The sequence below is a fragment of the Bowmanella denitrificans genome, assembly GCF_002887595.1.
In the GTDB taxonomy this organism is placed as follows: Bacteria; Pseudomonadota; Gammaproteobacteria; order Enterobacterales; family Alteromonadaceae; genus Bowmanella; species Bowmanella denitrificans.
This window is the reverse complement of the sequence record NZ_PEBU01000010.1, coordinates 20,036-40,917: the sequence shown is the minus strand read 5'-3', so window position 1 is coordinate 40,917 and position 20,882 is coordinate 20,036. Positions and strand designations below refer to the sequence as shown.

The following is a 20,882-nucleotide window of genomic DNA, read 5'->3' as shown; positions in this document are numbered from 1 at the left end:
GGAAATGTTTCGGATTTGCTGCGTTGTACGCCGAGGATACAGTGAAAATACCAATATTCTTTCTCTTATTTTTTAGCTTGGCTGCATTAGCACAAGCTGAAGTCAATTGTGCAAAATATGAAGCGTTTAAAGGGCAATTATTTGAGCTGGAAGTGACAACATCATTTCGGGGGAAATATATATTTCATTTCTGCTACGGTGAACAAAGCTATCTCATATCAGAGTTTATCGATCCAGCCCCTGTTAGTGGTGTACCTACAAGAACGTTGACGCATACTTCGAGGGCTGAACTAACGTCAAAACAGGCCATTAATTTAAAAAAATTATATCTCTCAGTTCAAGCAGGCATAAGGACTGATGATTATAGAGGTATGGATGGCTCGATATGGTGCTTTAGACCAAAAGATGGTTTCTCTTTTTCAGAGACTTGTCTTTGGACACCTGAAGTCAAAGCTGAAGAGAGAGGTCTTTCTAAATTGGTGGAACTTGGACATCAGGCATTTCGGTTATCGGGTTTCAGTGAATAAGCGTATAGCAAGCAAATGTTATTCGGTTAACAAAGTTGTCCTTGGATGGCTACTCGCTGGCGCTCGTATCTGCCTCAAATTTAAGCATTAAAAGCCAAGGGGAATCATGGCTCGTCGTAGGGAATTTAAGGGAATAGTAAGAAATTTTGCTCACATGCTAAATGGTCGTAACAATGATCATCTTGGTTACTGGGCAATAGGTCAACTTTGCTTAATCGCAGAGCAAGAGAGAGTATCTTCTATCTCAATTAATCTTTTAGAATTAGAAAATAGCTGCATCTACAAAAGCATCGAGCCACTCGCCAATAGTATGCATGAATTGCTTCACAGTATGCTGAATTCTCATAGAATCCCTATATTCTGGCTTAAGTCAGCCCATGTGACTTTTAGATTTAATGAACAATATCAGAAGCAATACCACTATTGGCGCTCTGCACTTGGTTCACCATATCTTATAGTTTTGGAAATCACTTCAGATTTAGGTAAAGTGTACAGACAAATATTTGGCGGTAATGTAAAACCACACGATCCTCTAATGGAACAAAGGCGTGCAGGCTTCTAACAGAAAATTATTTAGCCGCGGGGTGCGGACTGAGACACAAACACGTAGGTGGCTCCGCTATTATCGCCTGCCTGTGTGTCATATTTAGAACTTGAGGTAGTAGAAAAAGGTCAGAAGATTTTTCTGAACAAAAAAATGTTCAATAAATAAGTTAATAATGACGCCTATTTTAAAATCTGGAGTTATCAATATCAAAAACTCTCCTGGATTTTAAGTAGGATCGCAATCTTAAATAGGGGCTGAGTTTTTTACAGCATCGTTAAATGCCAAGGGAAGCTATGTGTAATTGCAAAGAACAACCCGCTTTAATTGATATCAGCAACAATCACTCTGATTTCAAATCAAAGCTAAACTAACTGGATGTTGGTAATTGGGTTTTGTTAATGCAATGTCCCGATTGCAAGCAACTCTATAAAGTTGATGAGTGGGATAAATATCAAACCTGCTATGCAGTAAAAATTCCCTCATCTGAAAACTGGGAAGCATTTGATAGTGAGTCACTCATAAAAGAGAGAATAGTTCAAAATCGCGGCGGTCTTACCAACGAATCATGCATGTGGTCAGGCTGTGACATCAAGCAAGTAAAAGGCAGTGCTTTCTGTGTTAACCATCTCTATTCAGGTGGCACTCGTGCGTAAGCATTTAACAAGGCAAGGCAAAATCGCCCTGCGGGCTGGACGCGCTAACGCGCGCCTTTGCTTGCGGCGTTATATTTCAGGGAGAGATTGGTGAAACTTTTTACTTTCTTTATTCTTTTCTTTAGTTCCTTACTGCAAGCAAATGATATTGTATTTCTTGGGTCACCTTTTTCAGTAGTCGAAAGCGAAAAGTCATGTGATAAATATGTAGAAAGCGGTATTTGTATGGATGTTGCTTTTGAATTGAAATATAACGTCTACGAATGGTACAACGAAAATTCTGAACCAGAAATTATTGAGTTTATAGGGTTCACTCATTCAAGTGGTTTACCTAAATTCACTTCGTTCAACTTCGCTTTAGTGCACTTGAAAAAGGTAAATGATCATTATTTGGTAAAAGACATCAAGCCTGTGGTTGAATTAAAAGACGAGTATATTATTTGTGTAGATAAGCAACTGCCATATTTTAGTGAGTGTAAAAATAGGCAATCAGTTACGAGCTACTTGGATCTCAGCAACTGAAATATAACAAGTGCCTAAACCAAAGGACGCAAAACAGCAGGCTTGCGCTCCTTCGTCGCTAATTTTAGCCTGCTATTTTACGCCGGTTAGGCAAGCGTTATAGCTACTAGCACCTTGACCGAGCGTACGATATGGCGTACGCTTTTCGGTCTGGAGGTGAATCATGACCACATTAAATGCTACAGAAGCCCGTTCTAAGCTATATGCACTGATAGACGAGGCGTCCACCAGTCACCAACCTATTGTTATTACAGGAAAAAGAGGTAATGCCGTGCTCCTGTCTGAAGAGGACTGGAATGCTATAAACGAGACATTACACCTGGTATCGATCCCTGGTATGCGTGAATCAATCCGCGAAGGTATGGAGGCCGACTTGGGGGAGTGTGACCAGGAGCTTGATTGGTGACGTGGAAAGTTTATTACACAAAGCAGGCACAAAAAGACGCGCGCAAACTAGCTTCTTCCGGATTAAAAGATAAGGCCAAGGAGTTGCTCCAAATTATTGAAGAAAACCCCTATCAGAATCCGCCGCCCTATGAAAAATTAGTTGGTGATTTGGCAGGTGCCTGCTCACGCAGAATCAATATACAGCACCGGTTGGTATACCAAGTATTAGAAAAAGAAAAATCCATTAAGGTACTTCGGTTGTGGACCCACTATGAATGAAAGCTATAACAATCAAAAGCAGCGGATCACCAGCAAACTGGTTCCCCGCTGTTTTGGGCGTTATGGCCCTCCAAGCTTGACAGTCTGCCGGGATGTACATACATTGTATTTATGATTGAATTTGCGTGGGATCAGAAGAAGGCTGACTCAAACCTCAAGAAACATGGGGTTTCTTTTTATGAGGCGAAATCAGTCTTTTACGATGAGTTCGCCATTCAGTACTTTGATGATGAAAACTCACTCCCATCAGAAGATCGCTTCCTTATGTTGGGAATGAGTAATGAGTCCAGGGTCTTGGTCGTGTGCCACTGTGAGCGCGATCAGGGGAGAACTATCCGAATCATTTCTGCGCGCAAAGCAACCAGCAAGGAACGCAAGTTCTATGAAGGGGGACTGTCATGAAAGATGAATATGATTTTTCAAAAATGAAATCGCGTAAAAATCCATACGCCTCAAAATTAAAGAAACCTGTCACTATCAGGCTTGGCGAGGATGTCATTGACTATTTCAAAAAAATGTCAGAGGAAACAGGCGTGCCTTATCAAAGCCTTATCAATCTGTATCTTAGAGATTGTGCGGCGCATCATAAAAAGATTGATATTGCCTGGCATGCCAAGCCATAACAGAGCCATTAAATTCGCTCCCTGCGGTCGCCGGGCGCTCGTTCCTCACGCCGTTTATGGCGGGCGTTGAGGCTTGTAGAAAAACCCTAAAATAGCTCAATAAATCATCAGCACTCGATGGTGGTGATTAACTATCTCGACCAGTTACAAGCCGGTACGTTCGAACACGCTATTCATAATTTGATTGATGAGAAGCTAGATTTGCCCGCAAGGCGAACAGGCGAGAAAGAAAAACTTATGAAGGGTACAGACATGCGTGATAACTACGACTTTTCCGAGTCAGTTCTGAATCCATATGCCAAGAAGCTCAAGAAGCAGGTTACGGTCCGGCTGGATGAGGATACTGTCGCGTATTTCAAGAATCTGGCCGAGAAAAAGGACATTCCGTATCAGAGCCTTATCAATCTCTACTTGCGTGACTGCGCTCAGTCACACAAGGATCTCAAGCATTGATACGCTTCGTATCCTTTATCGCTGAAATCATCCGCTAGCGGCCACGATAGTCCGCTTGATTTAAAGCGTGAGAGGATTTCGGTATTCCGATCAGTGATTTCGGAAAAACGTCAATTTTGATCGGATAAGTCCGAAATGAGCGCTCGGATTAGACCGAAATCAGTGATCGGATTGAACCGAAATCGGTGATCGAATTGGGCCGGAATATGCATGGAACATGCTCACGCCCTGGCTCTTAATCAGAAGTCTATTGTTCCTCGTGCGTTTCGTGCCCTATTCTGGATTTTTATCATTTTGTATAAGGCCTTGGGCTTTATTTATGACATTTGGTATTTTCGAGTTAGTAGGAGTGAACGCCACATAACTAACGAACAGAATACGGATTTAAAAACTGCCTGTGCCAGAATAAATTACGCTCAACTTCGCTTAACTCTGCTTCATCACAAACTGATGCCCAGTGTTTTTCAATGGTCGTTTTTTGGTGTTCAAAAATCTCTATCGCCTCTTCTTGGCTTAACAGGAAGTTTGGCGCTGTGGCTAGACAAGTACTAAAGGTACTTGCATTTTGATTGCCATGAATGAGCATGGCTTGCCCCTGCTCATTGCCCGTTCTGCCTTGGGGGCAAATATCATAGGCGGGCGTGAGTTCTAATTGTTGGCCATCCCAAAAAGCCGCATGGTTTCTTGCGTGATCGTCCGTATTCCCGCATAGGATATTAAACAACAAACGTGAAAACAGTTCCTTCAGTGTTTCTTTTGGATCAACAAAGCGGTGACGAATAATTTCAGCTAGCAACTCATAACTGGCATATCTGGCCATCATGTCATCTAGCTCAAACAAGGTAAGGGCAGAGACCATAGCTTTTCTCGCCCAAATAGGACCTTTTTTAATCCGGTCAAACCGCTCAATTAAGATAACATCTTTTCCAGCCGCTTTGTTTATCAGGATAGGCGCAACATTTAGCCCGGCCAGCTTAGCTAAACGCATCGCGATAAACTCGGCCTTTACTACGCTGTATAGATCATTGGATGCAGAGAACTTGGCGATATATTTCTTATCACCCTCCTCAATCAAAGCCTTCGGGCGAGCGCCCCCGATTGAACTACCATGATAGAGCGCTTGGTCGAGCTCTGGTGTCAACGGAACCCCTTTTTCAACTCGCTCTGCGGATTCTAGAAGCTCTTCTATGCTGACATTTTTCGCAAATCGCGGAGCATATTCAGTGGGGGAGAGCTGGAAGTCTAAAGCCCCTATTCGATCAGAGCCCGACTCAAGAAGATAAGTCAGTTCATCGAGTGAAGCGGTATCAATATCTTGCCCTTTGGTTCCGTGTTTTTTATTGATGATAACGCGCCTCCCCCAAGCATCAGGCGCGGAGTCGCGAATGCATCCTGGCATTGTTAGTCCCTCCAGATTTGGTATAAATCCAGATTTGAGCGGTAACTCTGGCGCATAGAGCGGAATTGCGCGCGGAGTGTCCTTTACGCGGGCAAGATAGCTCTTACCGTAGTTGAAAAACAATCGATCCCTGTCAGCCTCAAGCTTACCTGCAACAACCGGCTCGGTTTCACCAGGTAACCAGATCCAGACAAACGCTTCGTTATATTCTCGCTTAGAAGTCATCATCTACAACTTTATGTGCTTTATGTGCAGTTTTGGGGAGAAGTGAGAGTTTTTCCTTACTGCGATTAATTTCTTTTCTAATCGTGGTCAGCGACTGTGACGCATCAAAGAGGCTTACACCAACGATGGTAGCTACTTCAAATACTGCGCCTACTTGACATCTCAAATCCGCTTTTTCAATACGCTGAAGCATGCTTCTGGATATACCAGCACGATCGGCAACTTCCTGCGTTGTGAGTTTTTGCTCTATTCGTGCGCTGCGAATGAGGTTTGCGAGCAAGCAAATTGCTTCTTCGGTATACCTTGAATATGCACGTTTTACTGACTTTCGCATGATTTCGACCTATGTATAACCCATATAACCATGAAATGGTTTATATATGACTCATGTTAGATTTTCCTTGCCAGTGCTGTCAACCATGGTTGATTTATGTATGGCTCATTTCTCAATGAAATGATTCACACATAAACCATTCTTGGGAATCTAAACAAAAAGCCGATATTAGCTCAAAGATGGAAATCATAAGACGAGGGCTTGTTCTAACCGTATTAACACTATGCTTGATCATATTGCTGCCGGGGCCAATAGGACTTCTCATTCCAACATCAAAACACCACAGATTTACCGCGCCCGCTAGTCTGTGAAGCCGCTTCCAGTTCGCCCTGGTTATTACGGCTGATCACCTGTAAATCACCAAAGCCGCGGTTTTTCAGATGATACCCCATATCTTGCAAGCGGGACTGCACGTCTGCTGCCAGGCCATTGTGATGGCGGATCTCATCTTTTGGTAACAACTGATGGTGAATTCTTGGCGCATCCACCAGTTGTTGCGCATGCATACCAAAGAGTACGCGATTCAGCATCGACTGAAATACCGAGCTGATAATAGTGGTACCACCAGGGGAACCTGTCACCATCTCAACTTTGTGGCCTTTCAGCAGGATACTGGGGGTCATAGACGATAACATGCGTTTCTGTGGGGCGATTTCGTTGGCTTCTTTGCCGACCGCACCGAAGAAATTCGGTACCCCCGGCTTAGCGCTAAAATCGTCCATTTCGTCATTCAGCAGAAAGCCCGCGCCGTCCACCACCATGCCGCTGCCAAAGCTGAGGTTGATGGTGGTGGTAGTGGAGACCGCATTCCCCCATTTATCCACCACTGAGTAGTGAGTGGTGTCTTCGCTTTCCTTAAGACCGGGTTTAACCTTTTCGGTGCTGGAGATGGCTTTGCTGTTAACCAACTTTGCACGTTCGGCCAGATAGTTATCCGCCAGCAAGTCTTTAACCGGCACCTGATAAAAATCCGGATCGCCCATATACTCCGCGCGGTCAGCAAAACCCAGCTTGGCCAGTTCGGCCAGTAAGTGAATATACTGGGCAGAGTTGTGGGCCAGGCCCTGGAATTCCTTGCTGAGCAACGCCTGCATTTTCAGCATCTGTACTAATACTATGCCGCCTGAACTGGGTGGTGGTGCGGACAGGACCTGATAGCCCTGCCAGTCAGCATTAATAGGTGTGCGCCAGATAGCCTGGTAATTGGCCATATCCTGCTTATTGATCAGGCCGCCGTGCTTTTGCATAAAGCTCACCAGCAAATCTGCGGTTTTGCCCTGATAGAAATCCTTGGGACCATGCTCGGCGATGCGTTTAAGGGTGGCGGCCAGTTCCGGTTGCTTAAACGGCATATCGCTTTGCATGGCTGAAAAATACTGATCAAAGTTACGACCATGGCGATCTTTTTGAACCCGCTCAATATAGCCATTTACATGACTGAGCAGTTTTTCATGGGGAATAAAGCCTTGTTCGGCCAGTTGGATGGCGGGTTGCAGCAAGTCTTTCCAGGGTTTACTGCCATATTTCTGGTGTGCTTGCCACATACCCATCACCGAGCCGGGTACGCCGGAGGCCAGAATACCGTAAAGGGGCTTGTTACGGAGCACCTGCCCCTGGTCATCCAGATACATATCGCGGTGGGCGTTTAACGGCGCTTTTTCGCGATAGTCGAGAAAATCGGCCTTGCCGTCTTGATGAATCAGCATAAAGCCACCGCCACCAATATTACCGGCTTCGGGCAGGGTCACGGCCAGCACAAAACCTGCCGTTACGGCTGCATCCACGGCGTTACCGCCATCTTTAAGTACCGCAACTGCCGCATCGGCACTGTAGCTATCCGGCATGGCGACTGCCGCTTGTTCGGCAGCCTGAGTGGTGAAGGACAGAAAAATCAGGATGAAGGAAAACAGCCTGCGCATGGCGACTCCTTAGCAGTTATTTGCTTAACACCTTATCGGGGCCAGTGGGGGAAGTCCATGTATCAGCGATTATCAGGGGGTAATTTAGGATCACGGCCATCCCGCTTAACCTCATATTCCCCTTCAAAGGTGCTGCCTTGATCACCTCTTTGCTGATACTGGTAAAAGCCGGATGTCTGAGTGGCGGAGCCTGTCACCACCGCACGTTTCATCAGCCAACGGGCAATGACCGGGCGACTGAAAGGCAGCACTAAAAATAGCCCCAATGCATCGGTGACAAAACCCGGCGTGAGCAGCAATACCCCAGACACTGCCAACATCAGGCCTTCGAGCATTTCCTGGCCTGGCAGTTGACCATTATCCATTTTGCGTCTGGCCTGCATCAACGTGGCAACACCCTGCTGGCGAACCAATGCCGCGCCAATGGCAGCCGTGAGGATCACCAGTCCTATGGTGGGCCAACCACCAATTTGCTCACCAACTTCTATCAACAGGGCAATCTCCACGATGGGCATCAGTACAAATAACAAGAACAGGAGTTTTCCCATGAGACATCCAAAAAGCTGTGAATTAGAGGTATAGTTTGGGCGCGTTCGCCCAAATCCAAGGCTGTCACTGTTACAAAGTGTGGCAATGAAAGTGTTTAACCTGTTCCAAGGTCCTTATGTCTGAATTTTGCCTGGTGCTGTGCACCTGCCCTGATATGGAAAGTGCCAGAAATATTGCCCGACAGTCGGTTGAGCAAGGATTGGCAGCCTGTGTCAATATTATTCCTGGCCTGGAATCCGTTTATCAGTGGCAGGGTGAATTACAGACCGACAGTGAAATACAGTTGGTGTCGAAAACCTACAAGCCGAAGCTCGACGCCTTGTATAAGCTGGTGGTCGGATTGCACCCCTATGACGAGCCGGAATGGTTAATCATAGAGATTGCCGATGGCAGCCCTACCTATCTGGAATGGATTAAAAGTTGTACAAAATGATGAAAACATTATTGCATGTCACCTGGATGCTCCTATTGCTGGGCCTCTCCCCCCTTAGTCGCGCGCAGGACCCACTGGGTGATCTGTTCGCTGACCAGCCGACCTTTTTACCGGTGGACGAAGCATTTAAGTTTGATTTTCGCCAGCAGGGTAATGAACTGGTACTGAGCTGGGAAATAGCCGAGGGTTACTATCTCTACAAAAAGCAGTTTAAAACCGTAGTAAAAGACGCCACCCTGGGGGAGCCTGCTTTTCCGCCAGCCAGACAGATTGAAGATGACTATTTTGGCGTGTCTGATGTGTTTTTTAATCAGGTGGATATCCGCTTTCCCATCCAGGCGGCTGAGCAGGATGCCGTGGTTAAAGTCAGTTTCCAGGGCTGCGCCGAAGCGGGTTTATGTTATCCGGCCACTGTTAAAGTTGTTTACCTGGAGCAAGTCAGCGGTGAAGTGACACCAGCGGATGATGCACCGCTGGCAAATCAGTCCCAGCAATTTGAATTGGCTGATTTGCTGTCCAGCGAGCAAAGTCTGCTCTGGACCCTGGCGCTGTTTGTGTTGCTGGGCGCGGGTTTGGCACTGACGCCCTGCGTGTTTCCCATGTATCCGATTTTGTCCGGCATTATTCTTGGGCAGGGCAAGCAGGTGAGTACCTCTAAAGCCTTTAGCCTGAGCTTTGTGTATGTGCAGGGTATGGCCATCACATACTCGATTCTTGGTCTGATTGTGGCCTCTGCCGGTGTGCAGTTTCAGGCGGCTCTGCAGCATCCCGCCATATTAATTACCCTGATCCTGTTATTTGCACTGCTGGCGTTGGTGATGTTCGGGGTGTGGGAGTTGCAGTTGCCTTCCGGCTGGCAGGAAAAGCTGAACAGTCTGAGTAATCAGCAAAAGGGCGGCAGTTATTTTGGTGTCTTTTTGATGGGGGCCATATCCGGCCTGGTGGCTTCACCTTGTACCACCGCGCCTTTAACCGGCATTTTGCTGTTCGTGGCGCAAAGTGGCGATTTGCTGCTGGGATTCAGCGCCCTGTATGCCCTGAGTATTGGCATGGGCATTCCGCTGGTGTTATTTGGTATTACCGGAGGCAAGTTGTTGCCTAAGGCTGGCAACTGGATGAATGTAGTGAAGGTGACTTTCGGCTTTATGATGCTGGCGGTGGCGCTGCTATTCGTTGAGCGGATGGTCGAGAACCTATGGACGAATCTGGCCTGGGCGGTGTTGGGACTGGCGACCTTCAGCTACTGGCAGGTTATGAACCAGAACACGCCGGTAAGTTTCTTTAAAGGCGTCAGAAGCCTGGTGATTTTTCTTGGCCTGCTGGCTTCTGCACTGTATGGCTACCAGCATCTGGAGTTTAAGACCGGGCCAGTCCAGGTCGGTAGCGTAACAACTTCTGCGCACACTGAATTTGTGCGGGTAAAAGATCTGGAAGACTTCCAGGCTAAGTTAGCTGCTGCTAATGCCGAGGGTAAGTCGGTGATGATCGATCTCTATGCTGACTGGTGCGTAGCTTGTAAAGAGTTTGAGAAATATACCTTTCCAGATCCTGAGGTGCAAAAAGCTCTGGCCAATACGGTATTGATGCAAATCGACCTTACCGACAATACCCCACAGAGCCTGGCATTTCAGGAGCATTTCTTTGTTCTGGGCCTGCCTACCATTTTGTTTTTCGATACCCAGGGACAAGAGATTGGCAAAGGCCGGGTAACCGGGTTTATGCAAGCTAAGGCGTTTGCTGCCCACCTGGCTAAGCTGCCTCTGTAAAAAGTCCTCTGCTTCAGAAATGGGGCCAATCTGCATATTGGCCCTGAATCAATAGTTAAGAACATTCGCTAATAAATTATATCGATATAATTAGTCAAAATATTATACAAATGCTTTACTTGTTGTTTACAACTGCCAGGTAAGGCAATAAGCCCTTTGTTGCTCCTGGTTGGTTCTTCGTTGAAAAACCAGCGGTATATAGCCGCATAACAGCAGGAGATAAAAATGAAACAACAGTGCAAAGCCTGGCTTCCTCTGGTCACCCTGTTGGGTGCCATGGGATACAGTCAATTGGCATCTGCCCACGGTTACATGCAAGTGCCGAAGGCCCGGCAGGTATTTTGTGAAGAGCAGGGGGGCTATTGGTGGCCGCAGGATGGTTCTGCCATTCCCAATGCAGCCTGCCGCGCGGCATTTTTGCAAACCGGCACCTTCCAGTTTGTGCAATCTATTGAGTTCTCTGTCAATGTGGCTGATTACTACAACCAGGCCGCTGTTGAAGCCGCGGTGCCAAATGGCAGCTTGTGCAGTGCCGGCGATCCGCAAAAGCAGGGTATTAACGTCCCTTCTCCCCACTGGCAACGCAGTCAGGTGGTACCCAATGCCAATAATGAACTGAATGTGCGTTTTTATGCCAGCACCCCGCACAACCCCAGCTTCTGGAAGTTTTACCTGAGCAAGCCAGGGTTTGACGGCAGCACACAGGCCCTGAATTGGTCTGATCTGGACCATATCCAGGATGTGGGTAATGTCGGCGTGATCCTCGCACCCGATGGTAAGCGTTATTACGATATGACCATCTCCATTCCGGCCAACCGCAGTGGCGATGCCATTCTGTATACCAGATGGCAACGGCAGGATGTGGCGGGTGAAGGTTTCTATAACTGCAGTGATATCACTATTGTGCGCGACACCAACCCACCAGATCAGTGGCATCCGGTGAGTTACTTTGTTCGTCAGGGCCAGGATGCCAGCCCGGGCGATACCGTCTGGGCCAGACTATTTGATGGTAGCGGCCAGGAAATCATCAGTGAGTTGCTGCCCATCACCGCGCAGAATAGCCAAAGCTGGCAGGCAGATTTAGCTGCCAAACTGAATATGGACTATGCGTTGGACATTCAGGTCGGGGTGCAAGACCAAAACGGCAATGTGCAATTTGACAGTCAAAATCTGCTCAGCAATCAGGTTTTTGCCGCTCAGTCTTCCCATAGTTTTAATTTAAGCATTCAGCCGCCACAGGGTAACACGGCGCCTATCGTGCACACGCCCGGCGACTTGCAGTTGCCCGAAGGGCAAAGCACGGCTGTGAATGTGCATGCTTATGATGATCAGCAGGATCCCCTTACCTTCACCTGGCAAGTGCCCGCACCGTTAAGCTACACGGGCTCAGGCGCAAATATCACCCTAAGTGCCGGGCAGGTGAGTCAGAACACCACAGTGACCGTCAGTCTGTCAGTGTCAGACGGTCAACTGAGTACCAGCGCCAGTTTTGACGTGGAAATACAGAACGACAGTGGCAATGTCCCTGCCTGGGACGCCAATACTGTGTATGTCAGAGACGATCTGGTCAGCTATCAGGGGCTTATTTACCGGGCCAAGTGGTGGACATTGGGCGAACTGCCAGACCAAGCCGACGTTTGGGAAGCGCAGTAAATCAATCTGGCCGGCCATTCAGCCGGCCTTCTTTTCTGAGAGGGAATTTTTATGAAACCAGCATCAATAGGTATGCTGGCGCTGTTTGCCAGCACAGTAGTTCAAAGCGCACCATCTACCCCCAGCATTGGCTGGGAGCCTCAGGCCTACTCCCTGATACAGGTCAATCTTGATGGTAATGGCGCGTATAAAGATCTTGTGCAACGGCTGTCGCAGGTGAATATCAGCATCGGCTGGAACGCCTGGTCGGGGGAAGGTGGTGATAACATCAGGGTGTATTTTGATGGCCAGCAAGTGCATCAGGAATCAGTGGCGGCGGGAACACGCAGCGGCACTATTCAGTTTTCCTGGTCACAGTCGGGTCGCCATGATCTGACCATTGCTTTGTGTCAGGCAGAAGACTGCGCAACCAGTGCGGTTAAGCCCCTGGTGATAGCCGATTCCGACGGTGGACATCTGGACCCGCTACCACTCAACGTAGACCCTAACAACGGCAACTATCCACCACCGCCTGATACAGTAGTGGGAGCCTATTTTGTTGAATGGGGTATTTATGGCCGGGCATTTGATGTCAGTCGCATTCCGGTCAACAACCTTACCCATATTCTGTACGGTTTTATTCCCATTTGTGGCCCTAATGAATCGTTACGGGAAATTGAAAACGGTAATAGCTTGCGGGCGCTGCAAACTGCCTGTGGCCGTTCCCAGGATTATGAAGTGGTAATTCACGACCCCTGGGCGGCAATACAAAAAGCCTTACCTGGCACCGATACTAACGATCCTATTCGCGGTACTTATGCCCAGTTAATGGCTCTGAAGAAACACAATCCGGCCCTGAAGATATTGCCGTCTATCGGCGGCTGGACGTTATCTGACCCTTTTCATGGCTTTACCCAAAAACAAAATCGCGATGTGTTTATCGCGTCGGTGAAAGAGTTTTTACAAACCTGGAAGTTCTATGACGGTGTGGACATTGACTGGGAATATCCGGGTGGAAGCGGAGCTAACCCGAACCTGGGCGACAGGGTGAATGACGGCCCTGCCTATGTGGCCCTGATGGCGGAACTGCGGGCCATGCTGGATGAGCTGGAAGCCGAAACCGGTCGCCAGTACCAACTGACATCAGCCATAGGTGTGGGTTATGACAAGCTGGAAGATGTGGACTATCTGCAGGCGCAGCAATACATGGATTATCTGTTTGCCATGACCTACGACTTTTACGGTGGTTGGAACAATGTCACCGGCCACCACACGGCCGTGTATTGCGGCAGCCATATGAGCCAGGATGAGTGCAATGGCACGGGTACGGACGATGACGGACAACCCCGTCAGGGCCCAGCTTATACACTGGACAACGGCATACAACTTTTACTGCAACAAGGTGTACCACCTGAAAAGATCGTGCTGGGAGCAGCCATGTATGGTCGGGGATGGGAAGGGGTGTTTGCTGCCGACGCGGCCAATGGCAATCCCATGACCGCCACCGCCAGCGGCAAACTCACCGGTACCAATGCACAAGGGGTGTGGGAGCCTGGTGTGATTGATTATAAAGGCATTAAGACTTATATGCTGGGTAGCAATAATACTGGTGTTAACGGCTTTGAGGCGGGCTATGACGAGCAGGCCGAAGCCGCCTATGTGTGGAACAGCCAGAATGGCAAACTGGTGACCTACGACAGCCCCCGCTCGGTTTTATATAAAGGACAGTACACCCGCAGCCTGAATCTGGCTGGGATGTTTGCCTGGGAAATCGATGCAGACAACGGCGATATACTCAATGCTATGCATCAGGGACTGGCCGGTGGCGGGCTGCCTAATCGTCCGCCGGTTATACAATTAGAGGCGCTTTATCAGGTCACTGGTGGGCAAAGCATTGATTTGGCAGCAGCGGCCAGCGACCCGGATCAGGATCCCCTGACGTTTCAGTGGCAACTGGACAGCAGTCTGGATGCCTCCGGGCAAAATAGCGCAACGCTCAGGGTAAATGCCCCAGTGCTGGCTCAAACAACGGACTATGCCGTGACGCTGCAGGTTTCTGATGGTCAGCATCAGGTTAGCCGGGCCACGACACTCAGAGTTATCGGCGAACAAGGCAACCAGCCACCAATTGTGGCGCCGGTTGCTGATCAAGAGGTGGACGAAAATGCGGTGTTGGCCATTAACCTGCAATCTTCTGACCCTGATGGTGATAGCTTGTCCTATGACTGGCAGGTTCCCCAGGGGCTAACGTTAAGCGGCAGCGGCGCGAATGTGCAGTTGCAAGCCGGCAATGTTGATGCAGACACGCAATATCCGGTGTCCGTAAGTGTTTCCGACGGTCAGGCCCTGACGACGGTGCAATTCACTGTCACTGTGCGTAATCTGGATGGCGGACAAACCACCTGGCAGGCCGGTACGGTGTATACCGCAGGCGATATTGTGCTGTATGAAGGTGTGGAATACAGAGCCAAATGGTGGACACAAGGCGACAGACCGGATCTGGGCGGGCCCTGGGAAGTCAGGATTCCTGACAATGGTCAGCCGCAAGCCTGGAACGCCAATCAAGCCTACAATGGTGGCGCCCGGGTCAGTTATCAGGGCAGTGTCTATCAGGCCAGATGGTGGACACAAGGGGAAGAACCCGGTGTTGCCGCAGTCTGGCAGTTACAACCCTAAACAATTCTAGCCGCCTGTCCAGGCGGCTTTTATCTGCAGATTCAACGAAAATAGCCATGCTTTCCCCACCGGTTGGCTGAAGATAGCCAGCTCGCTGCAGGTATTTCCACCTTTATTTATACTTATTTTTAGCCGTTTTGACTGTTACATACTTTGTAACAAAGCGGGATGGGATAAATTTTCATCACTAAAGGTCTGAATTTAACTCACAAGTGGCAGTCTTGTCTGATAAGGTAACAAACAAATAGCAGTAAACGTCGCTGATAAGACCAGTATTTTGCTGAGATTTATGAATCTGTCTCTATAATGGACTGCAATTGAAGTTGGCTTGGCTAATATTTGGTCAGTGCTTGACGGTGAGACTCGAAATTTTCTGAAAAATAGTTAAACATAGAGTTTTAGCTACAAATGGGCGCACATTCGTGAACTTTTTGCTGATTAATGGTCCTAACCTGAACTTGCTGGGTAAGCGTGAACCACATATTTATGGTCATCAAAGTCTGGCCGACATTGTGCTGGTGCTACAGGAACAGGCGATTGATGCAGGCGTTAAGCTTGAACATGTGCAATCCAATGCCGAGCATGTACTGATTGATGCCATTCACCAAGCCATGGGGAAGGTGGACTTTATTGTGATTAATCCGGGTGCGTTTACTCACACCAGTGTGGCGCTACGGGACGCCTTATTGGGTGTGAATATTCCCTTTATTGAAGTGCACCTTTCTAATGTCCACGCCCGGGAAGCCTTCAGACGCCATTCTTACCTGTCGGATGTGGCCAAAGGCGTCATCTGTGGCTTAGGTGCCCAGGGATATGAATTTGCTTTACAGGCAGGCATTAAGTACTGCCAGGAACATTCTGTATAACAGCCTACAAATATAAGAGAGACCTGACGATGGATATTCGGAAAATAAAGAAACTGATTGAGCTGGTTGAAGAATCCGGCATTGCTGAGCTGGAAATTACCGAAGGTGAAGAATCGGTACGTATCCACCGTGGCAGCTCTGCCATGGCGCAACCTGTGCACTACAGTGCGCCTGTTCATATGCCTGCTCCAGTGGCCGCGCCAGCAGCACCTGCCCCAGCTGCCGCACCTGCTGCTGCCGCTGAGCCGGCCGGACATATTGTGCGCTCACCCATGGTTGGTACTTTCTACCGCGCATCTTCACCGGGCGCCAAGAACTTCGTTGAGGTCGGTTCTCAGGTCAAAGTCGGCGATACCTTGTGTATCGTTGAAGCCATGAAGATGATGAACCAGATTGAAGCGGACAAAGCAGGTGTGGTTAAGCAGGTGCTGGTGGACAACCAGGAACCTGTGGAGTTTGACCAGCCTCTGTTCGTGATTGAATAAGCGGGCTGAAGCTGATGCTGGATAAAGTACTGATAGCCAACCGGGGTGAAATTGCATTGCGCGTGCTGCGTGCCTGCAAGGAACTCGGGATTAAAACCGTAGCGGTGCATTCCACCGCCGACCGTAACCTTAAACATGTGCTGCTGGCCGATGAGTCCATTTGTATCGGCAGCCCGGCAGCCACCCAAAGCTACCTGAATATTCCGGCCATTATCGCCGCTGCGGAAGTAACCAACTCTATTGCCATTCACCCTGGCTACGGCTTTTTGTCCGAGAATGCCGATTTTGCTGAGCAGGTGGAAAAGAGTGGTTTTGTGTTTATTGGCCCTAAAGCCGACACCATTCGCCTGATGGGCGACAAAGTGTCTGCCATTTCCGCCATGAAGAAGGCGGGGGTTCCTTGTGTACCTGGCTCTGATGGTCCGGTGGGTGACGATGAAGCCAAAAACAAAGCCATAGCCAAGCGTATTGGTTACCCCATTATTGTTAAAGCTGCTGGCGGCGGCGGTGGCCGTGGTATGCGCGTGGTGCGTAGCGAAGCGGAACTGCAATCTGCTATCGCCATGACCAAGAGCGAGGCCGGTGCCGCCTTTGGTAATGATATGGTGTATATGGAAAAGTTCCTGGAAAACCCACGTCACGTGGAAATTCAGGTACTGGCAGATGGTCAGGGCAATGCGATTCACCTGGGTGAGCGGGACTGTTCCATGCAGCGCCGCCACCAGAAAGTGGTGGAAGAAGCGCCTGCACCTGGTATTACCGCCGAAATGCGTGAAAAAATTGGTGATCGCTGTCGCCGTGCCTGTATTGAAATAGGCTATCGTGGTGCGGGCACCTTTGAGTTCCTGTACGAAAACGGTGAATTCTACTTTATTGAGATGAATACCCGTATTCAGGTGGAGCATCCGGTGTCCGAGATGATCACCGGGGTGGATTTGATTAAGGAGCAATTGCGTATTGCTGCCGGACAGCCTCTGGCCATTGAGCAGTCGCAGATTCAAATTCGTGGTCATGCCATCGAATGCCGTATCAACGCCGAAGATCCAGAACGCTTTATTCCTTCACCAGGCAAAATCGATATGTTCCATCCGCCTGGTGGTCTGGGTGTGCGCTGGGATTCACATATTTATGCCGGTTACAGCGTGCCGCCTAACTATGACTCCATGATCGGTAAGCTAATCACTTATGGTGAGAACCGTGACGTGGCGATTGCCCGTATGCGCCATGCTCTGAATGAGCTGGTGATTGAAGGCATAAAAACCAATGTGCCGTTGCAGCAAAAAATCATGGCAGATGAAAACTTCAGAAATGGTGGAACGAATATCCACTATCTGGAAAAGAAACTGGGCATGCAAAAAGGCTAACCAGGCTTTAATCTAAAAAAGGTGCGCAAGCACCTTTTTTATTGGCTGCAAGCTGCACTGCGGATAGAATTCAGCACCTTTCTCTTCGCACTCGATTATGCTGGCTGCATCCCTTCGGCGCCTTGACCGCTATCTGACGGACCATTGTCTGTATTGGCAGTTTTCGCCTTTTGCTGTGAATGACTATCCCTGGCGGCAGCAGAATCCGGCCCTGGCACAGTGGTTGGATGAATTGCCCGATGAACAACTGGCAAGTTGGCAGATTCATGCCGAGCAGGCATTACTAGCCTGCTCGCGTTTTTTGCCAGAGCTCATGGCGGCCGATGCGCTGTATCCATTACAAAAACACCAACAGTCTTTGCCAGCGCCATTTTGGCTACAATCCGGTATAAAAGGTCGAAAATGGCAGCAAATCAGTGCTTTCGCCGCCCTGTTTAATTGCAGGCCAGGCCCTATTTTGGAATGGTGTGCCGGTAAAGGGCACTTGGGTAGATTGCTGGCCTGGCAATTTGCCCAGCCTGTTATCTCAGTGGAATGGCAGGCTGAACTTTGTCAGCAAGGCCAGCAAGTGGCCAGGCAGCAGCATGTTAATCAACGCTTTGTTTGTGCAGATGTACTTAAGGATAAGTTGGATAAGTATGTGCAAGCCGACCAGCAACTTGTCGCCTTGCACGCCTGTGGACAGCTGCATATAAAAATGCTGCAGGAAGCGGTTAAGAACCGGGTTCAGGCTGTCTATCTTTGCCCTTGTTGCTACCAGCTTATTACACAGGAAACCTATCAACCCCTGAGCCAGGCCGGGCAATGCAGCCAGTTGCAACTGAGCCGGGCAGATCTGCGATTGGCGGTGCAGGAAACGGTTACCGCACCGCATCGGGACCAACACAAGCGTTTACAGGAAAGGCTGTACCGGCAGATGTTTGATATTTGGCAGCGCCAGCATCTGGGGCAAGACAATTATCTGCCGGTCCCTTCTGCACCGGATTACTTGTTTCGCCAACCTCCCCAGGCCTTTTTGCAATGGGCGGCGCAGCAAAAAGGGCTGGTATTCGCGCCTGCTGTCGACTTGTCTGGTCTGGAAATGACAGCCAGGCAGCGACTTAGGTTGCTTGAACGTATGGAGTTAGTACGGCACCTGTTTCGTCGTGCCCTGGAATTGTGGTTGGTGTTGGACAGAAGTCTGTATCTTGAGGAGCATGCTTATCATGTTCAGATACTGGAGTTTTGTACTCGACAAATTACCCCCCGCAATCTGGTGATTGTGGCGCAAACCTAAACGGCGTTCCGGTTTGCTATGGCTTCAGAATCCGGGCTGCCAGATATCGTAGGTGGCAATTAAAGCCGGGTACTGGTCTGAACTTCTATAGGCTTGCAGGGCTTTATCAAATTCCTGCAAAAGCGCTTTGTCCTTAAAGCCAACCCGATAGCCCGTCGGTGGGAAAAGCCAGTGGATATCGACCAGATCCAAAGCGTCATCACGGAATTTGGTCGAAATATGGCGGAAAATATTAATATCCATCACTGCCAAATCAATTCGCCCTTCCAACAGCATCTTAACCTGTTTACTTTGATCCGGTAGTTCTGTGTAGAGTCGACTGTCTGATACTTCCTTGGCGAATTCCTGCCCAAGTACAATGGATGCATTCTGAAAGGCGACTATGCTGAAGCCTTTCATATCCGCCAGGCTATCCAGTTTCACCCGGCTAACCTTGAGGCTGATGACTACATTGCGATAGGTGACATACACCTGGCTGAGCTGTTCATGCGGTACGGGCATGCGCTCGGTCATATTCAGGGCCATATCCACCTGACCATGGTTGAGCATACCGGCCGAGCGGCCAAAAGGCACATAGACGGGATCCACCTGATGCCCCAGATTTTGCAAAATAGCGCGAACCAGATCCAGTTCGAAGCCTTTATCCTGGTCTGCAATCACATAAGGAGGTTTGGTCCAGCCAACAGCCATCACAAGAGAACTAGCCTGCGCGACTGTACTCATTAGCAGCAGGCTGGTCAGCAAGATGATCCTGTTCATGCAGACATCGATTCTCTTATCCATAGAAACAGGTTAAGACAGGTTCCTCTGGTAATCCAGCTCTGTATACTTATACTCTCGTTCCCAACAAGAATTGGCGACTTTTATTTCGCCCTGACCGCTGAGAACCCTATGGCCTGGATTCAATTACGTATCAACAGCAATGCCCAATCCGCCGAACCCATTGGTGAACTGTTATCGGATTGGGGCGCCCAGGCCGTTACGTTTGTGGATGCCAAGGATACCCCCTGGTACGAGCCTAAGCCCGGCGAGGTACAACTGTGGCCTGATACTCAGGTGGTGGGTTTGTTTGATGCTGAAGAAGACTTAACCGCACTGCTGTTGCAATTGAAAAGCCAGCTGCCAGCAGGCACCCTGATTAAATTGGACCCGCTGGAGGACAAGGATTGGGAGCGGGAGTGGATGGATAATTTCCACCCAATGCAATTTGGTCAGCGCCTGTGGATTTGCCCAAGCTGGCGCGAGGTGCCAGATCCTGACGCCGTTAATGTCATGCTCGACCCCGGGCTGGCCTTTGGTACTGGTACTCACCCTACCACGGCACTGTGTTTGCGCTGGCTGGATGGTCTGGAGTTGGGTAACAGTCTGGTGGTGGATTTTGGTTGTGGCTCGGGCATTTTGGGCATTGCCGCGCTTAAACTTGGTGCCAAACGTGTGGTTGGCGTCGACATTGACCCGCAGGCCATTCAGGCCAGCCAGGACAATGCCAATCGCAATCAGGTTGGCGATCTTATCGAACTTTATTTACCCAAAGATCAGCCACAACTGCAGGCCGATGTGGTGGTGGCCAATATTCTGGCCGGGCCGCTAAGAGAACTGCGCCAGGTGATTACCAGCTACTGTCGTGCTGGCGGTAAACTGGCTTTGTCAGGCATTTTAAAGGAGCAGGCTGAGGAAATCAGTGCGCTGTACAGCCAGGACTTTGAAATGGACCCGGTAGCCATTGATGGTGACTGGGCCAGAGTTAGCGGTACCCGCCGCTGATCTCGTCAGGTATCTGGCTAGCGTTTCTGATATCGCCCTGCGACATAACAGTCGCAGGTAGCTAAACCGACATTTATACCAGCCCGCCATGGTTGGCCGTCGTTAAAAGCCTATCGTTTATTCCCGCCCTGTGTTCTGAGATAAAAACTACGCTTCCTGCTGCTGGCCTGAATATCATCATTTTCTAACACCTAACACCTAAC

The 20,882-nt window shown here is 49.0% G+C and carries 23 protein-coding genes; 18 read left to right on the top strand and 5 right to left on the bottom strand.

Features of this window, described 5'->3' with window-relative positions; all coding sequences use genetic code 11:
• Positions 1-41: 41 nt before the first annotated feature.
• From CSR04_RS24785 to CSR04_RS25430, 9 genes are all read left to right on the top strand, one after another.
• Positions 42-527, top strand: a complete 486-nt coding sequence (locus tag CSR04_RS24785; RefSeq protein WP_146027198.1) for a hypothetical protein — start codon at positions 42-44, stop codon at positions 525-527.
• A 106-nt stretch (positions 528-633) separates the two neighbouring features.
• Positions 634-1,089 (top strand): hypothetical protein, encoded by a 456-nt coding sequence (locus tag CSR04_RS17340; protein ID WP_172449405.1) that lies wholly within the window; start codon positions 634-636, stop codon positions 1,087-1,089.
• Positions 1,090-1,472: 383 nt separating this feature from the next.
• The gene (locus CSR04_RS17335) at positions 1,473-1,727 is read left to right on the top strand and encodes a hypothetical protein (protein WP_245921715.1); all 255 of its coding nucleotides are present in this window, start codon (positions 1,473-1,475) and stop codon (positions 1,725-1,727) included.
• Positions 1,728-1,817: 90 nt separating this feature from the next.
• Entirely contained in the window at positions 1,818-2,249 is a 432-nt protein-coding gene (locus tag CSR04_RS17330; RefSeq protein ID WP_102797580.1) for a hypothetical protein, read from the top strand.
• A gap of 163 nt (positions 2,250-2,412) precedes the next feature.
• The gene (locus CSR04_RS17325; RefSeq protein WP_102797579.1) at positions 2,413-2,655 is read left to right on the top strand and encodes a type II toxin-antitoxin system Phd/YefM family antitoxin; all 243 of its coding nucleotides are present in this window, start codon (positions 2,413-2,415) and stop codon (positions 2,653-2,655) included.
• Positions 2,652-2,915: a Txe/YoeB family addiction module toxin gene (locus CSR04_RS17320; RefSeq protein ID WP_102797735.1), complete on the top strand. Its 264-nt coding sequence runs from the start codon at positions 2,652-2,654 to the stop codon at positions 2,913-2,915. Before CSR04_RS17325 ends, CSR04_RS17320 begins: the two co-directional genes overlap by 4 nt.
• Before the next feature lie 111 nt (positions 2,916-3,026).
• Positions 3,027-3,317 (top strand): BrnT family toxin, encoded by a 291-nt coding sequence (locus CSR04_RS25540; protein ID WP_102797578.1) that lies wholly within the window; start codon positions 3,027-3,029, stop codon positions 3,315-3,317.
• Positions 3,314-3,538 (top strand): BrnA antitoxin family protein, encoded by a 225-nt coding sequence (locus CSR04_RS17310; RefSeq protein ID WP_102797577.1) that lies wholly within the window; start codon positions 3,314-3,316, stop codon positions 3,536-3,538. Before CSR04_RS25540 ends, CSR04_RS17310 begins: the two co-directional genes overlap by 4 nt.
• 180 nt (positions 3,539-3,718) lie before the next feature.
• Positions 3,719-3,991: a BrnA antitoxin family protein gene (locus CSR04_RS25430; protein ID WP_425427704.1), complete on the top strand. Its 273-nt coding sequence runs from the start codon at positions 3,719-3,721 to the stop codon at positions 3,989-3,991.
• 364 nt (positions 3,992-4,355) lie between these two features.
• On the opposite strand, the gene CSR04_RS17300 is transcribed toward CSR04_RS25430, so the two are convergent.
• The 4 genes from CSR04_RS17300 to CSR04_RS17285 all read right to left on the bottom strand — a co-directional run bounded on the left by CSR04_RS17300 (position 4,356) and on the right by CSR04_RS17285 (position 8,416).
• Positions 4,356-5,618 (bottom strand): type II toxin-antitoxin system HipA family toxin, encoded by a 1,263-nt coding sequence (locus CSR04_RS17300; protein WP_216362587.1) that lies wholly within the window; start codon positions 5,616-5,618, stop codon positions 4,356-4,358.
• Positions 5,605-5,949, bottom strand: coding sequence for a helix-turn-helix transcriptional regulator (locus tag CSR04_RS17295; RefSeq protein WP_102797576.1), 345 nt, complete (start codon positions 5,947-5,949; stop codon positions 5,605-5,607). The genes CSR04_RS17300 and CSR04_RS17295 overlap by 14 nt, the downstream gene beginning before the upstream one ends.
• Before the next feature lie 272 nt (positions 5,950-6,221).
• Positions 6,222-7,868 carry a gamma-glutamyltransferase gene (gene ggt, locus CSR04_RS17290; RefSeq protein WP_102797575.1) on the bottom strand — a complete coding sequence of 549 codons (1,647 nt, stop codon included), beginning with the start codon at positions 7,866-7,868 and terminating at the stop codon, positions 6,222-6,224.
• Between the two features lie 62 nt (positions 7,869-7,930).
• Complete coding sequence (locus CSR04_RS17285; protein ID WP_102797574.1) at positions 7,931-8,416, bottom strand: FxsA family protein; 486 nt, start codon at positions 8,414-8,416, stop codon at positions 7,931-7,933.
• 116 nt (positions 8,417-8,532) lie between these two features.
• Between CSR04_RS17285 and cutA the strand changes: the two genes are divergently transcribed.
• From cutA to CSR04_RS17245, 8 genes are all read left to right on the top strand, one after another.
• The gene (cutA, locus tag CSR04_RS17280; RefSeq protein WP_102797573.1) at positions 8,533-8,850 is read left to right on the top strand and encodes a divalent-cation tolerance protein CutA; all 318 of its coding nucleotides are present in this window, start codon (positions 8,533-8,535) and stop codon (positions 8,848-8,850) included.
• Positions 8,847-10,616: a protein-disulfide reductase DsbD gene (locus tag CSR04_RS17275; RefSeq protein WP_425427701.1), complete on the top strand. Its 1,770-nt coding sequence runs from the start codon at positions 8,847-8,849 to the stop codon at positions 10,614-10,616. Before cutA ends, CSR04_RS17275 begins: the two co-directional genes overlap by 4 nt.
• Before the next feature lie 225 nt (positions 10,617-10,841).
• Positions 10,842-12,269 carry a lytic polysaccharide monooxygenase gene (locus tag CSR04_RS17270; RefSeq protein ID WP_102797571.1) on the top strand — a complete coding sequence of 476 codons (1,428 nt, stop codon included), beginning with the start codon at positions 10,842-10,844 and terminating at the stop codon, positions 12,267-12,269.
• A 51-nt stretch (positions 12,270-12,320) separates the two neighbouring features.
• Positions 12,321-14,924, top strand: a complete 2,604-nt coding sequence (locus tag CSR04_RS17265) for a glycosyl hydrolase family 18 protein (RefSeq protein ID WP_102797570.1) — start codon at positions 12,321-12,323, stop codon at positions 14,922-14,924.
• Between the two features lie 422 nt (positions 14,925-15,346).
• Complete coding sequence (gene aroQ, locus CSR04_RS17260) at positions 15,347-15,790, top strand: type II 3-dehydroquinate dehydratase (RefSeq protein ID WP_102797569.1); 444 nt, start codon at positions 15,347-15,349, stop codon at positions 15,788-15,790.
• Positions 15,791-15,819: 29 nt separating this feature from the next.
• Complete coding sequence (gene accB, locus CSR04_RS17255; RefSeq protein WP_102797568.1) at positions 15,820-16,275, top strand: acetyl-CoA carboxylase biotin carboxyl carrier protein; 456 nt, start codon at positions 15,820-15,822, stop codon at positions 16,273-16,275.
• Positions 16,276-16,289: 14 nt separating this feature from the next.
• On the top strand, positions 16,290-17,639 hold the full coding sequence (accC, locus tag CSR04_RS17250; RefSeq protein WP_102797567.1) for an acetyl-CoA carboxylase biotin carboxylase subunit: 1,350 nt from the start codon (positions 16,290-16,292) through the stop codon (positions 17,637-17,639).
• 97 nt (positions 17,640-17,736) lie between these two features.
• The gene (locus CSR04_RS17245) at positions 17,737-18,915 is read left to right on the top strand and encodes a methyltransferase (RefSeq protein WP_102797566.1); all 1,179 of its coding nucleotides are present in this window, start codon (positions 17,737-17,739) and stop codon (positions 18,913-18,915) included.
• Positions 18,916-18,939: 24 nt separating this feature from the next.
• Here CSR04_RS17245 and CSR04_RS17240 read toward each other — a convergent pair whose 3' ends face one another.
• Positions 18,940-19,674 carry a substrate-binding periplasmic protein gene (locus CSR04_RS17240; RefSeq protein ID WP_172449404.1) on the bottom strand — a complete coding sequence of 245 codons (735 nt, stop codon included), beginning with the start codon at positions 19,672-19,674 and terminating at the stop codon, positions 18,940-18,942.
• A 132-nt stretch (positions 19,675-19,806) separates the two neighbouring features.
• Between CSR04_RS17240 and prmA the strand changes: the two genes are divergently transcribed.
• Positions 19,807-20,679: a 50S ribosomal protein L11 methyltransferase gene (gene prmA / locus CSR04_RS17235; RefSeq protein WP_102797564.1), complete on the top strand. Its 873-nt coding sequence runs from the start codon at positions 19,807-19,809 to the stop codon at positions 20,677-20,679.
• Positions 20,680-20,882 lie beyond the last annotated feature (203 nt).

Excerpts from the sequence above, each read along its gene's own strand:
- CSR04_RS25540 (WP_102797578.1), top strand. The coding sequence starts at position 3,027 with ATGATTGAATTTGCGTGGGATCAGAAGAAGGCTGACTCAAACCTCAAG.
- ggt (WP_102797575.1), bottom strand. The coding sequence starts at position 7,868 with ATGCGCAGGCTGTTTTCCTTCATCCTGATTTTTCTGTCCTTCACCACT.
- prmA (WP_102797564.1), top strand. The coding sequence starts at position 19,807 with ATGGCCTGGATTCAATTACGTATCAACAGCAATGCCCAATCCGCCGAA.
- CSR04_RS17285 (WP_102797574.1), bottom strand. The coding sequence starts at position 8,416 with ATGGGAAAACTCCTGTTCTTGTTATTTGTACTGATGCCCATCGTGGAG.
- CSR04_RS17265 (WP_102797570.1), top strand. The coding sequence starts at position 12,321 with ATGAAACCAGCATCAATAGGTATGCTGGCGCTGTTTGCCAGCACAGTA.
- CSR04_RS17325 (WP_102797579.1), top strand. The coding sequence starts at position 2,413 with ATGACCACATTAAATGCTACAGAAGCCCGTTCTAAGCTATATGCACTG.
- CSR04_RS17240 (WP_172449404.1), bottom strand. The coding sequence starts at position 19,674 with ATGAACAGGATCATCTTGCTGACCAGCCTGCTGCTAATGAGTACAGTC.
- CSR04_RS17275 (WP_425427701.1), top strand. The coding sequence starts at position 8,847 with ATGATGAAAACATTATTGCATGTCACCTGGATGCTCCTATTGCTGGGC.
- CSR04_RS17340 (WP_172449405.1), top strand. The coding sequence starts at position 634 with ATGGCTCGTCGTAGGGAATTTAAGGGAATAGTAAGAAATTTTGCTCAC.
- CSR04_RS17270 (WP_102797571.1), top strand. The coding sequence starts at position 10,842 with ATGAAACAACAGTGCAAAGCCTGGCTTCCTCTGGTCACCCTGTTGGGT.
- CSR04_RS17245 (WP_102797566.1), top strand. The coding sequence starts at position 17,737 with ATGCTGGCTGCATCCCTTCGGCGCCTTGACCGCTATCTGACGGACCAT.
- CSR04_RS17310 (WP_102797577.1), top strand. The coding sequence starts at position 3,314 with ATGAAAGATGAATATGATTTTTCAAAAATGAAATCGCGTAAAAATCCA.
- CSR04_RS17335 (WP_245921715.1), top strand. The coding sequence starts at position 1,473 with ATGCAATGTCCCGATTGCAAGCAACTCTATAAAGTTGATGAGTGGGAT.
- cutA (WP_102797573.1), top strand. The coding sequence starts at position 8,533 with ATGTCTGAATTTTGCCTGGTGCTGTGCACCTGCCCTGATATGGAAAGT.
- CSR04_RS17300 (WP_216362587.1), bottom strand. The coding sequence starts at position 5,618 with ATGATGACTTCTAAGCGAGAATATAACGAAGCGTTTGTCTGGATCTGG.
- CSR04_RS17295 (WP_102797576.1), bottom strand. The coding sequence starts at position 5,949 with ATGCGAAAGTCAGTAAAACGTGCATATTCAAGGTATACCGAAGAAGCA.
- accB (WP_102797568.1), top strand. The coding sequence starts at position 15,820 with ATGGATATTCGGAAAATAAAGAAACTGATTGAGCTGGTTGAAGAATCC.
- accC (WP_102797567.1), top strand. The coding sequence starts at position 16,290 with ATGCTGGATAAAGTACTGATAGCCAACCGGGGTGAAATTGCATTGCGC.